Below are 14,013 nucleotides of genomic sequence, written 5' to 3'. Positions count from 1 at the left end.
CTCATTGTATATTAATTTTAAAAAAATAACAAGCTCTTATTTTTTAATAATCGTTCCGGATTCATTTTCAATTAATGCTTGAAGATTTTCTAATGAAGTAATGACAGCCTTACCATGATCTGTATTTTCAACGAATGCAATAGCTGCTTCAACTTTTGGTAACATAGATCCCGGTGCAAACTGCTCTTCTTTAATATATTCTTTCAAGCTTTCGATCGAAACTTTTTCTAATTTTTTTTGATTTGGTTTGTTGTAGTTTACATAGACATAATCCACACCTGTTAGAACGATAAACAAGTCAGCTCCGAGATCGTTAGCTAGTTTTTGTGAAGCAAAGTCTTTATCAATAACTGCTTCTACTCCAACTAATTGGCCATTGTCTTCAAGTACTGGAATACCGCCACCACCAGTTGCAACCACTACATTACCAGCATTTACTAGGGTATTGATGGAATCAACTTCTTTGATAGCAACTGGCTTAGGTGAAGCAACAACTTTACGCCATCCACGACCAGCATCTTCTTTAAAGCTAGCATCAGTTTCAGCCATTTGTTGTTTGGCTTCTTCTTCACTGTAGAATGGTCCAATTGGTTTTGATAAGTTATCAAAAGCTGGATCGTTTTTATCTACAATAACTTGAGTGACCAAACTAACTACTGGCTTATCGATACCTAATTTATTTAATTCATTTTGCATGGCATTTTGTAACCAATAACCAATTGAGCCTTCGGTCATAGCCACTAATGAATCTAATGGGAAAGCTGGGTTTTTCTCAGAATCAGCTGCAATATTTTGTAGCAATAGATTTCCAACTTGGGGACCATTACCGTGAGTAATAATAACCTCGTCTCCATTTTGAATTAATTTCACTAAATGTTTTGCTGTTTCTTTTAAAGCGTCTTTTTGTGCTTGAGCGCTTGGGTCGGAAGATAGAATCGCATTCCCACCTAAAGCGACAACAATTTTACGTTTTTTCATATATTCAATCCTTTCATTAGGCCTTAGTAACTAAAGCCTTCAATGCATGGGCATAGATTTCCATGGTTTGATAGAAATTATCGAGTGGCATTCTTTCATCTATTTGATGCATTGTATCTTCTACCCCTTCTTGAAGGGCACCAAATGCCACACAATTTTTCATTGTGCGAGCAAAGGTAGCGCCACCAGAAGAAATTGGTTCAGTCATATCGCCAGTTAAGTCGCGATATACTTTTAACAAAGTAGTTACTAACTCAGAGTCAACTGGAACATATAACGAAGCTAGATAATCAAACTCATTATACTTGAGTTTGTACTCTTTTGCTACTTTAGCTAATTGTTCTACCAATTGATCTTTGTCAGCAGTTACAGGAATACGCATATCAATACCTAGTTTAGACTCTTCTGCCGTAACCTCTAGGTTAGCAATGTTACATGTTAGGCTGCCAGATGCTTGGTCTTCAACCTCACCAAAGATACTCTTACCATTAACATCATTAGCAAAGTGATCTTTAACAAATTTTAAGACAGGATGGTCATATAATTCAGACATTCCTTCAATTAGATGCGTTAAAGCATTGTCTCCTTTTAAGGAGTCTTTAGAGTGAACGGATTTACCTAAAACAGTTAAAGTTTCACCGTCTACTTGGTATTTGTAGCCTAAATCCTCAAGAATTTGTACTAATTCATCTTTTTTATCACCCTTGTAAATAGCTTTATCAGGCACCACATTTAGGGCTCCTTTATTTTCCATTTCAAAAGCATCTGAACCTGGACCGGTGATGTGCAACTGTAGTAAGCCTTTTTCTGCATAGGTTAGAGGGAAAGATGAGTCAGGAACAATACCCATTGTTACTTGCTCTTCTTTTTCATTGTAACGGTTTAACCCACGCCACAAGTTCTCTTCGTCTGTTCCAAAGATAAAGCGAACACGTTTATTTAATTCATGTCCTTGGTCTAATAAAGCTTTTAATGCATACAAGGCAGCAATAGAAGGTCCTTTATCATCTTGTGTTCCACGACCAAATAAGGCTCCTTCACGGATATCCATTTCAAATGGAGGCGTTGTCCATTCATCTGGGTTTAAAGCTGGAACCACATCCAAGTGACATAGAACACCAAACAACTCTTCACCCTGACCCATTTCTGCATAACCATAATAACCCTCTGGATCAATATAGGTTTCCATGCCCATTTCTTGACAAGTTTTTAAAGCAAATTCTAGCATTTCTTGAATGGGTTGACCAAATGGAGTTTCCGCATCATTTTCATCTAATACAGATGGAATAGCAACCCATTGGCGCAAAGTTTCAATAGCTGGTTCTTGATGATTTTTAGTTAATTGGTAATCCATTTAAACACTCCTTTAAATTCCTAAGTAAGCTCCAATTAATAGTAAGACAATTGTCACTACAAAGATAATGATAATCAAATTACGCATAAATTTCCACCAAGTTGTTAGTTCGATATTGGCAATTGCTAAAGCTCCCATAACGACACCAGAAGTAGGAGTAATTAAGTTTACAATACCACTGGCAGATTGGAAAGCAGTTACTACAATACTTTCTAATACATCAGCAAATTGGGCTAATGGCGCCATGATACCCATAGTAGCTGCTGCTAGACCAGAAGTCGATGGAATTAAGAAGGACATTGGGATATAGAAGATATAAGTTAAGACTGTGAAAACACCTTTTGGTAAATTCGCTAACCCTTGTTCTCCCCAGTGTAATACAGTAGCGGTAATTTGGCCATCGTTCATAACTACTTGAATACCACGAGCGACTGCAGCAATTAGAGCTACTGACATTAAATCTTTAACACCTGCGATAAATACTTCTACAAAGCGATCTTCTTTAATACCATAATAAGCAGCAATAATTACTGACATTAAGAAGAATAGAACTGAAATTTCAACTAAGTACCAAGTACCAAATGGTAAGCCTTCTAATGACTGCCCAATTAAATCTCCGACTACTGGTATACCTAGTAAGGATTCATGAACAGTATTGAAGAATGTAAAGTTGTCATTTAGATCAGCCCATGGAATTAAAGAAAGAATCATAATCACAAAAGTAAGGACAAATAACCAAAGGACACCCTTTTGTTTAGAAGTTACTTTCGGTACATCATCTGGGACTTTCCATTTTTCTTTATCGGCTTCCATATGGTCAGCAATCATAGAGTTATTCTTATCAGCTAAAACTTTCTTAGCATAACGAGTTACATACATAGCTCCAATTACATAGGTAACAGCTAGGAAGATAAAACGTAGTAACATACCGTCAGCCATAGAAATTCCCGCCATATCGGAAGCAATAGTTGTTGCAAATGGGTTAACTGTTGAAGATAGAACCCCTAAACCTGCACCAACTAAAATGATTGCGACTGCCACCAAGGCATCCATTCCGATACCCACCATTAATGGAATTAAGAGTGGATAGAAGGCAATAGTCTCTTCGGCCATACCATAAGTAGAACCACCAATAGCAAAGATACCCATTAAAATCCAAATTAAACCTGTAACATTATTCTTATTGTTTTTGATGGTAGAGGCAATCCCAGCATCAATGGCACCTGTTTCAGTGACTACTCCTAGAAATCCTCCAACAATCATAATGAATAAGGAAACATCCACTGCACCAGGAGTAGTTTCTGTACCTAAAAAACCACGAATAGGTGCAGCAAATAAATCCCACAACCCTTGACGTGTACGCTCTACTGTGTGATAAGTTCCAGCAATAAAATTTCCTTCAGGATCCACCTCATAGGCGCCTGATGGAATAATCCACGTTAATACAGCGATAACCGCCGTAATAATAAATAGTATCGTAAAAGCATTCAACATCTTTCGTTTCTTCATCTTTTCCATTTTCTTCCTCCTCCTTTTTTAAAACAAAATCCGATTGCGGTTCATGGCCACAATCGGATTTCATGCCCCGTTTCACTTTTTATAGGGTAATGTTATTGTTATTAAGCTTTAGGAATGAACAAGTTCCCGTTAGTAACTGCCATAATCGCTTTGATTGAGTGCATACGGTTTTCAGCTTGTTCAAATTGACGGGCTTGTTTACTGCGGAATACTTCGTCAGTAATTTCCATTTCTTTAACACCGAATCTTTCTGCTACATCTTTACCATATTTTGTTTCTGTATCATGGAAAGCTGGTAAGCAGTGAAGGATAATATAATCTCCCTCAATTAAGTCAGTCAATTCTTTATTGATTTGGTATGGTTTTAATAAGTTAACACGTTCTTCGAACTTGTCTTCTTCACCCATTGAAACCCAAACGTCTGTATATAATGCATCAGCATCTTTAACAGCGGCTTTAATATCAGATGTAATTTCAATAGTAGCACCTGATTCTTTCGCGTACTCTTGAGCTTTTGCTACCAATTCTTCATCTGGGAATAATTCTTCTGGTGAAGCGATGGTCACATTAACACCGATAATAGCCCCAGTGATGAATAATGAATTAGCCACATTATTACGACCGTCACCACAATATACTAACTTTTTGCCCTTTAGCTCTCCAAAATTTTCTTTTAAGGTCATATAATCAGCAATCATTTGAGTTGGATGCCATTCATCAGTTAAACCGTTCCACACAGGAACTCCAGCGTATTTACCTAAGTCTTCGACCATCTCTTGACTGAAACCACGGAATTCAATACCGTCGAACATGCTACCTAAAACGCGTGCTGTATCTTCTACAGATTCTTTTTTACCTAATTGAATGTCATTAGCACCTAAGAATTCTGGAGCCGCACCTAAGTCATTAGCAGCTACTGTAAAGGCTGCTCTTGTACGAGTAGATGTTTTTTCAAATAATAGACAAATGTTTTGTCCTTTTAAATACTCGTGTGGAATCCCACGTTTTTTCAAGTCTTTTAAGTGAATTGAGAAATCAATTAAGTAGTTTAATTCGTCGGCAGTAAAGTCGATTTCTTTTAAAAAGTTTCTTCCTTGGAACATAAATTCCCTCCTATATCTGTGTGTTTATCAAAAAAATTAAATATCTTCGCGAACAAATGGCATTGACATGCAACGAGGACCACCACGACCACGTACTAATTCACTACCTTCGATTTGGTGAATCTTAATACCATTTTCAATCAATAATTTGTTGGTTACAGTATTACGGTTGTAAACAATTACTTCACCTGGTGCTACCGTTAAGGTGTTGGCACCATCGTTCCATTGTTCACGTGCTCCAGCTACGATGTCATCACCACCACAACGGATTAAGGTAACTTTTTCTAAACCTAAAGCTTCTGCTAAGATGTCTTCTAACAGCCCTTCTTTTTCAGTCACCTTGATTTCACCATTTTCACCAGGAGTTACTGAGAAGACTTTTAATTCGCCTTCAATTTCAGGGTGGATAGTGAATTTATCATAATCGATCATAGTAAATACAGTATCTAAATGCATGAATTTACGGTTGTTATCGATTAAGAATGCTAATACTTCTTTGAATTCAGTCTCTTTAAATAAGTTGCGAGCTAATTTCTCGATTGAATATTTATCAGTACGTTGAGAAATCCCAACTGCTAGAGTGTTTTTAGATAAAACTAACTCATCTCCACCTTCGATACGTGTATCTTCATCACGTTCATAATAAAGGGTAGTTCCTTTATATTCTGGGTGATAGTTAAAGATATATTTTCCATATAATGTTTCACGGTTACGTGTATCTGAGTACATGTGGTTAAGAGAAACACCGTTACCCATCGTTGCAAAGGGATCTCGAGTGAAGTATAAGTTTGGCATTGGGTCCACTAAAAAAGGATAGTTTGACAGCAATTCATCAAAACCATTTGATTCATGCTTAATCTCACTCTTCTTGAATCCTTCCATCGTTTTTAATACCATTTCATAGGTATCTTCCATATCCATTAAATACTGTTTAACTTGGTCATAATTTTGGCCTGGCTCTAACCCTGTTTCAGCCATCCACTCATCAACAAATTGTTCTTTCAATCCTTCTGCATCAATTGCTTCAGCCACTAATTTTTCCAAATAAAGTACTTCAACACCTAGGCTTTCTAATAACTTAGCAAATTCATCGTGTTCTTTTTGCGCTGCTTCAAGATAAGGAATATCATCAAACAATAAGCGTTCAAGGTAATCTGGCATCAAATTTTCTAATTCTTTACCCGGACGGTGAAGCATTACTTTCTTCAAGCGACCAATTTCAGAATTAACATTAATACTGTGGGACATTTTATTTCCTCCTTAATTATTTGTTAACTCTAGTCTAACATACGATAGAAAACGTTTCCGTTAAATCGGTCACTTCGATAAATTGAATTGATAACATTCTAAATGAGATATTCATCACATTTATCCCTTAAATTTTAGAATACCACTATCTTTCGTCAGAAAGATAGTGGTATTAATAACTACTTCAAATTTTAATGGGAATTATTTTTTAGCTTTTAATTGTAAATATAACTCATCCAATTGATCGGTCGAAACATGACTTGGTGCATCTGTTAATAAGTCGTGACCACGACCATTCTTTGGAAAGGCAATGACTTCACGAATATTAGGCTCTTGAGCAAGTATCATCACTAATCGATCTAAGCCTAAAGCGATACCACCATGAGGAGGGAAGCCGTAATCCATTGCTTCTAATAAGAAACCAAATTGACTTTTAGCTTCTTCAGCAGTAAATCCTAATAATTCAAACATTTGATCTTGCATCTCACGTTGATAAATTCTTAGAGATCCACCTCCCACTTCATAACCATTAAGAACAATGTCGTAGGCTTTAGCTTTAGCATCCGCTGGATTGTCTTTTAATGCTTGGACATCGTCGTTTTGCGGAGCAGTAAACGGATGATGCATAGCAACATATCTTTGATTATCTTCATCATATTCAAATAATGGCCAATCGGTAACCCACAAAAAAGCTAACTCTTCAACATCGTATAAGGTGTGTTTCTTGGCTAAATGATTACGTAAAGCGCCTAAGGAATCAGCAATGACACTGGCTTGATCAGCCACAAAGAAGAGGATGTCTCCCTCTTTAGCTTCCAACGTCTCTTTAATCTGGTCTTGGTCTTCTTCAGTAAAGAATTTAGCGATTGGTCCATTAAAGCCTTCCTCTAATACTTTAATCCACGCTAAGCCTTTAGCTCCATAGGGTTTAACAACTTCTGATAAGGCATCTGCTGTCTTGCGTGTGTATTCATCAGCTAAGCCTTTAAGGTTTATGGCTTTGACTTGCCCTCCATCTTTTACAGCATTTTTAAAGACGCCAAATTCACTATGTTCAGCCCATTGAGAGAGGTCTTTTAATTTCATGTCAAAGCGAATATCTGGTTTATCTGACCCGTATTCTTCCATTGCTTGAGCATAAGTCATGGTTGGGAATGCTTGCTTAATTTCTACTCCTCTTGTTTCTTTGACAACTTCTTTTAGCATCTCTTCTATATATGATTGAATATCTTCTTGACCTAAAAAGCTGGTTTCAATATCGACTTGGGTAAATTCTGGTTGACGGTCACCACGTAAATCTTCGTCTCGGAAGCATTTAACTATTTGATAATAGCGATCCATGCCTGCACCCATCAGCAGTTGCTTAAATAGTTGGGGTGATTGAGGTAATGCAAAAAAGGATCCCCCTTCACGGCGAGTAGGTACTAAATAGTCTCTAGCACCTTCCGGAGTGGATTTGGTTAACATAGGTGTCTCAACATCAACAAATCCTCTTTGGTCTAAGAAATTACGGATTGTTCGCGTTACATTATGACGTAGGCGAATATTTGCTTGCATTTTAGGACGACGTAAGTCTAACATACGATTTCTTAAGCGAACTTCTTCATCCACATCCAAATCATTTTCAATATATATAGCAGGCGTTTTAGCTTTAGTATAGATGGTTAAAGCATTGGCATACAGCTCAAAACGTCCTGTTTTAACTTGCTTATTCATTTGATTGTTTTCTCTTAATGCCAATTCTCCAGTCACTTCAATAATGTATTCTGAACGAATCCGATTGGCTAGCTCAAAATCTTCTTTTGAAAGTCTCTCAGCATTAAAGACCACTTGACAAAAGCCTTCACGATCACGTAAATCAACAAAAATTAAACTCCCTAAATCTCTTCTTTTTTGTACCCATCCTTTTAATGTGATCGCTTTACCAAGGTACTGTTCATCTACTAATCCACAATATACAGTTCTTTCTGTCATTTTATTCACCCCTAAAATATTTATCAATTACACTCGTATCCGTTGTTAAACGGCGATAAACGCCATAAAAATCAGACCATAAGTCACCTTTTGAAATCTCGGTCTCAGTCCCATTTTCTTGATTTTTAACAACTAATATCTCAGACTCAACTTCTTGCTCACCCAACATAATAGTTAATTTGGCCCCTAATTTGCCGGCTGTTTTAAACTGAGACTTTATGCTTCTAAATAAGTAATCTCTTTCTGCAATCAATCCAGCATATCTAGCCTTTTGAACTAACTCGGTTGCTAATTGATTAACCGACTCATCACGACATAAGACATATAAGTCTAGAGGCTCATATGGTGGAATGTCAATCTTTTGTTGATCCATTAATAACATGAGACGTTCAAGCCCTAATCCAAAACCAAAGCCAGGCTTCTCAGGTCCGCCAATTTGTTGAACCAGTCCATCATAGCGACCACCACCACAAACCGTTGATTGAGCACCAATCCGATTATCATCTACTACAAACTCGAAAATAGTATCCTGATAATAATCCAAACCTCTTACCACCTTGTCATTGACTTCAAAAGGTATTTCTAGTTGCTTGAGCATGGATTGAACTTGTCCAAAATGGTCCTTACTCTCTTTAGATAAATAATCTAAAATACTTGGAGCCTCTTTTACATAAGCTTTATCCTTAGCATCTTTTGAATCTAGTACACGCAGTGGATTGTCATGCAGTCTTTTTTTAGAATCATCACTTAAATTATGAATATGTGGCTCAAAATAAGCAATAAGCGCTTGACGATAAGCCTGCCGATCGTTTGGCTTTCCTAGTGAGTTAATTTGTAAAGTAATATTTTTTAAACCTAACTCTTGAAAGAAATGCCAAGCTAAACTGATAACTTCCACATCCGTTGCTGGATTTTCTGACCCGAAAACTTCGACGCCCATTTGATTGAACTGTCGTTGACGTCCTGCTTGGGGTCTTTCGTAACGAAAGTAAGGACCTAAATAATAAACCTTAAAAGGCTGTGCATGTTCTGGACCAAACAATTTATTCTCAACGTATGCTCTCACAACACCCGCAGTCCCTTCGGGGCGTAAACTAATATGTCGTTCTCCTTTATCATAGAAGTCATACATTTCTTTAGAGACAATATCTGAAGTATTACCAACTGAACGTGAAAATAAATCATAGGACTCAAAAAGCGGTGTCCGTATTTCACGATACATATATTGATCAAATAAATCTCTTGCTACATCTTCGACATATTGCCAACGATAACTATCCTCTGGCAAGATATCAACGGTGCCTTTCATCTTTTGAATCATTCTACCCCTCCTAATATAAAAGCGCCCTAAGTTTTCACTTAGGACGCATTAACGTGGTACCACCTATATTTGTAATGAATTTATCCATTACCTCTTAATCGTAACGTGATTGACGGAATAACTTTTGATTATTCTTCTCCATAGTGTCTTCACTCTCAAATGCAACTTTTCACTCAACGTTGCTCACTGTATATTACAGAGCTACTTGTCTATTTCACCGAATTGATTAATTATGTTCAGATTACTCAATGATGATTGATTTGTCAAGTTGAATTAAAATTCTTCTTTAGTTTACTTTATAGCAAATGATTAACAATCTAGTTACTATTGTGTAACAGTCCATCTAGAGTTGACCTTTAATTCAATTAATCAACTATAATGCAATTAATAGAGGAATAGTGGAGGAATATAGGATGGCTATCGTTTGGACCAAAAATTTGAAACACTTAACTAAAAAGCGACTTACTCCTTTCTTATTAACACTTATAATTAGCGTCATAACAGTATGGGGAATTGTTAATCTTAGCAATTTAAAAGCTTTACCAATTGATCGTCAAGGAATCGTTCTGCACTCTTTTCCAACTACTAATTCCGAGGTTTTAACCGAAATTGATCCTGACTTTCCTATTGAAATTATTCAAGAACAAACCGGTTGGCTTAAAGTGCGCTATCAAGGGAAAGTTGAAGGTTGGTTACCCAAGTGGCTAATCGAAAACAAGGAACTTAAAAGTGACCAAGATTTAGCAGCCTCTTTTGAAAAATCAACGGCTCTTTATCAAAAAGCTGATTCTAAAAGTCCTATTCTCTCAAATATTCCTAAGGAAAGCCTCATCCCTATTAATTATATAGAAAAAAATTGGGCTCAAGTTAATTATCAAGGTAAACCAGCCTTTGTAAACATAAACGAGATAGAATTATTGAATCGACAAGACGCGGAGCGTTTAATTGCCGAAAAGAATGCTTTAGATAGCAGTATTAATAAAAAAGAAAAAGAAAAAGAAAGCTTGAAAAACAAGCTTATCATGCGCAAAAAAGAAGAATACTTATTAGAAGAAGCAGACTTTTTTTCTAATATGATTTATCAAACGGATTACCTACAAGAATTTACAAGGCTTGATTATGTTGAATATAGTCCTCAGGAATCATTTTACTACGTAGAAGACAGTCAAGGAGTTAAAGGATATATTGATTCCTTCTCTCTATCTGAGCCTTACTATTCAATTGACCATCGCTTTCTACCTATTAAATCTGAACTCCAACAAGCGACCATCATGCTAGACCCTGGCCATGGTGGAGAAGACCCAGGTACATTGAGTAAAGATCAAAAGTATGCTGAAAAAAGCTTTACCTATAAGATTGCTAAAGTATTAAAGAAAACACTTGAAGCTTTCGGGGCTAAAGTTATCTTAACTAATGAAAGCGACCAATTTTTAGACCTCGCTGAAAGGGTTAAAATCAGTAACCAAAAACAGCCAGACTTATTTCTTTCGTTACATTTCGATTCCTCCTATGACACTCAGGTCAAAGGTGTTCGTACATATTTCTATCATTTAAATGACGAAGAATTTGCGAAGACCTTACATTCTGGGTTGATAACATCTGGTCGACCTAATTTGGGTGTGGAGTATGGAAACTTTCATGTTTTACGCGAAAATACCGTCCCCTCCCTCTTGCTCGAACTCGGTTATATTACAAACAGCGAAGACTTGGAGTTAATGTTAACGGATGACTACCATCAAAAATTAGCTGATGCTATTACTGAAGGACTCTCAACTTATTTTAATCAAGTTGGAAATCAATTAGAAATAAATACCCCTGATAGATAAGGTCTCTATCAGGGGTATTGTTTACTCATTGGAGTCCAAAATTATTGTAACAGGTCCATTGTTTTCAAATTCAACTTTCATGTCAGCTCCAAAAATACCTGTTTTAGCTTTAAAACCTTTTTTGTCAAGCTCTTGGTTGAAATAATGGTATAATTCTTCAGCCTGGTCTGGTTTTGCAGCATTGGTAAAGCTAGGGCGATTCCCTTTCTTACAAGAAGCGTACAGGGTAAATTGACTGACTGAGAGAATACTGCCGCCAGTATCTTTCAACGATAAATTCATTTTTCCTTCTTCATCGTCAAAAATCCGCATAGTTACAATTTTTCTAGCACAATACTCACAGTCTTTAACCGTATCTTCAGGTCCAAATCCGACTAAAAGTAGAAGTCCTTCTTTAATGGCTCCTACTACTTCTTCATTAACTGTTACACTGGCATGGTTCACTCTTTGAATAACTACTTTCATTTGACCTCCTAATTGCCTTGACGTTTAACTTCGTAAACATCTGGGATGTTCTTTAATTTAACAATTAATTCATGTAATTGTTGTGTATCAGCAACTAAAACCTTAAGTTTGATGATGGCTTGACTTTGATCATCAATGCGCCCATTGACTGCTTTGAGGTTTTTGACCGTATGGTTGACAACGTTTAAAACGTCGTTAATCATACCCGACCGGTCAAAACCAATGACTTGTATTTCTGTTTCATACTCATGTTCTTCTTGCTTTTCTTCGGACCAATGCACTGCAATCGTTCGATCATCCAATTCAATTTCACTTTTTAAGTTGGAACAATCTTTGCGGTGAACAGAAATGCCTCTACCTCTTGTTATATAACCAACTATCTCATCACCGGGAACCGGGTTGCAACAACGACTAAGTCGCATCATTAAGTTATCAACGCCGTCAACCACTAATCCTTTTTCATTTCCTACTTTTTCTTTGTTAGAGTCAGTCTCCCTATCTTTAGAAATGACATTAGATAGCTTTACATTTTTGTCGACTTTCTTAATATTCCAAAAATGCATAATAGAAGTCGGTGAGATTTCTCCTAAGCCGATAGAAGCATAAAGATCTTCCATCTCATTGAAGTTAAATCTCTCAAGTAAGTCTTTTTCTTTGTTCTTTTTAAGTTCTATTTTTAAAGATGTTTCGTTTTCTTTCAGGGCTTTTTCAAGTATTTCCTGTCCAATTTCGCTATTTTTCTCACGCTCTTGCATTTTAAAATAACGTTTGATCCGATTACGTGCTTTAGAAGTTTTAACAAACTTGAGCCAATCACGGCTAGGGCCAACAGAACTCGGATTGGTTAATATTTCAACAATATCTCCATTTTTCAAGCGATAATTAAGAGGAACGATATTACCATTAACTTTTGCTCCAACCGTCTTATTTCCTATTTCAGTATGGATATGGAAAGCGAAATCGACTGGACCTGAGCCTAATGGTAATTCAAAGACGTCGCCTTTAGGAGTAAAGATATAAACTTGATCTTTAAAAACATCTTCTTTAATAAATTCCATGAATTCACTAGCATTCCCTGCATCATCTTCATACTCAACAATATCATGAAACCATTTTAACTGTTGTTGAATGTTATCTCGTGGTTGCTCATCGACTGTTTTCCCTTCTTTGTAGGCCCAATGAGCTGCTAGTCCGTACTCTGCCACTTCATGCATAAGGTGCGTTCTTATTTGAACTTCAACAGGTTTGCCTTGAGGTCCAATAACAGTCGTATGAATTGATTGGTACATATTAGCTTTAGGCATAGCAATATAATCTTTAAAGCGTCCTGGCATCGGCTTCCATTTTGTATGAATAATGCCTAAGACTCCGTAGCAATCCTTAATCGAATCGACTAAAACGCGAACCGCTAATAAATCATAGATATCATCAAACTCTTTTTTCTGATCGACCATTTTACGGTAAATGGAATAAATATGTTTCGGTCTTCCATAAACAGTAGAGTCCATGGACAGTTCGTCAATCGCATCTTTTATCTGATCAATGACAACTTGAATATATTCTTCGCGCTCATCTCTTTTTTGGTCCATTTGATGGACAATATCATAATAGGCTTGAGGATTAATATATCTTAAAGAAATATCTTCTAATTCCCATTTAATGACACTCATACCAATTCGTTCAGCCAAGGGTGCATAAATATCTAATGCTTCTTGAGACTTTTCAATTTGTTTGTGGGGTTTTTGAAATTTCAAAGTGCGCATATTATGTAAACGGTCAGCTAATTTAACCATTACCACACGAATATCTTTAGCCATGGCAATCAACATTTTACGATGATTTTCTGCTAATTGTTCTTCTTTACTTTGAAATTTAATCTTACCGAGTTTAGTAACGCCATCTACTAAGAAGGCGACGGATTCTGAAAATTCTTCCTGGATTTTTTCCAAAGTGTAGTCCGTATCTTCCACTACATCATGTAAAAAGCCAGTAGCTACTGTATCAGGGTCTAATTTAATATTCGCTAAAATACCTGCTACTTGAATTGGATGATTAATATAGGGTTCTCCTGAGAGACGTTCTTGCCCTTCATGGGCCTTGGTTGCTACTGCTAATGCCTTTTTTACAAAAGCTACCTTACTGTCATTCATATAAGATCGACAAATTGCTATAACTTCTTCACCAGTATAGACATCATTTCTACCCATATTATCACCACTCTTTCTA

General features: G+C 36.6%; 10 protein-coding genes and 1 other annotated feature. Of the genes, 1 reads left to right on the top strand and 9 read right to left on the bottom strand.

All coding sequences use genetic code 11. The annotated features are described in order from the left end of the window. Positions 1–36 precede the first annotated feature (36 nt). The 7 genes from arcC to hisS all read right to left on the bottom strand — a co-directional run bounded on the left by arcC (position 37) and on the right by hisS (position 9,496). On the bottom strand, positions 37–978 hold the full coding sequence (gene arcC, locus ACQV2P_RS00260) for a carbamate kinase (RefSeq protein ID WP_428873832.1): 942 nt from the start codon (positions 976–978) through the stop codon (positions 37–39). A gap of 16 nt (positions 979–994) precedes the next feature. Next, positions 995–2,332: a M20 family metallopeptidase gene (locus ACQV2P_RS00255; protein ID WP_428873833.1), complete on the bottom strand. Its 1,338-nt coding sequence runs from the start codon at positions 2,330–2,332 to the stop codon at positions 995–997. Between the two features lie 12 nt (positions 2,333–2,344). Next, complete coding sequence (locus ACQV2P_RS00250) at positions 2,345–3,850, bottom strand: YfcC family protein (RefSeq protein ID WP_428884916.1); 1,506 nt, start codon at positions 3,848–3,850, stop codon at positions 2,345–2,347. 101 nt (positions 3,851–3,951) lie between these two features. Then, positions 3,952–4,953: an ornithine carbamoyltransferase gene (gene argF / locus ACQV2P_RS00245; protein WP_428874663.1), complete on the bottom strand. Its 1,002-nt coding sequence runs from the start codon at positions 4,951–4,953 to the stop codon at positions 3,952–3,954. Positions 4,954–4,989: 36 nt separating this feature from the next. Next, positions 4,990–6,201: an arginine deiminase gene (arcA, locus tag ACQV2P_RS00240; RefSeq protein WP_428874662.1), complete on the bottom strand. Its 1,212-nt coding sequence runs from the start codon at positions 6,199–6,201 to the stop codon at positions 4,990–4,992. A gap of 201 nt (positions 6,202–6,402) precedes the next feature. Next, positions 6,403–8,175 carry an aspartate--tRNA ligase gene (gene aspS / locus ACQV2P_RS00235; protein ID WP_428884915.1) on the bottom strand — a complete coding sequence of 591 codons (1,773 nt, stop codon included), beginning with the start codon at positions 8,173–8,175 and terminating at the stop codon, positions 6,403–6,405. 1 nt (position 8,176) lies between these two features. Continuing rightward, positions 8,177–9,496, bottom strand: coding sequence for a histidine--tRNA ligase (gene hisS, locus ACQV2P_RS00230; RefSeq protein WP_428873001.1), 1,320 nt, complete (start codon positions 9,494–9,496; stop codon positions 8,177–8,179). 36 nt (positions 9,497–9,532) lie between these two features. Beyond that, positions 9,533–9,723, bottom strand: a binding site (T-box leader). 186 nt (positions 9,724–9,909) lie between these two features. Here hisS and ACQV2P_RS00225 point away from each other — a divergent pair. Beyond that, complete coding sequence (locus tag ACQV2P_RS00225; RefSeq protein WP_428884914.1) at positions 9,910–11,322, top strand: N-acetylmuramoyl-L-alanine amidase; 1,413 nt, start codon at positions 9,910–9,912, stop codon at positions 11,320–11,322. Positions 11,323–11,343: 21 nt separating this feature from the next. Here ACQV2P_RS00225 and dtd read toward each other — a convergent pair whose 3' ends face one another. Both dtd and ACQV2P_RS00215 read right to left on the bottom strand, forming a co-directional pair. Continuing rightward, positions 11,344–11,787, bottom strand: coding sequence for a D-aminoacyl-tRNA deacylase (gene dtd, locus ACQV2P_RS00220; RefSeq protein ID WP_428872998.1), 444 nt, complete (start codon positions 11,785–11,787; stop codon positions 11,344–11,346). A gap of 8 nt (positions 11,788–11,795) precedes the next feature. Next, positions 11,796–13,994 carry a RelA/SpoT family protein gene (locus tag ACQV2P_RS00215; protein ID WP_428872997.1) on the bottom strand — a complete coding sequence of 733 codons (2,199 nt, stop codon included), beginning with the start codon at positions 13,992–13,994 and terminating at the stop codon, positions 11,796–11,798. Positions 13,995–14,013 lie beyond the last annotated feature (19 nt).

Source organism: Facklamia sp. P12932 (assembly GCF_050409545.1).
Lineage (GTDB): Bacteria > Bacillota > Bacilli > Lactobacillales > Aerococcaceae > Facklamia.
Note: the sequence above shows the minus strand (reverse complement) of the source record. Positions and strands in the feature narration are given on the sequence as shown.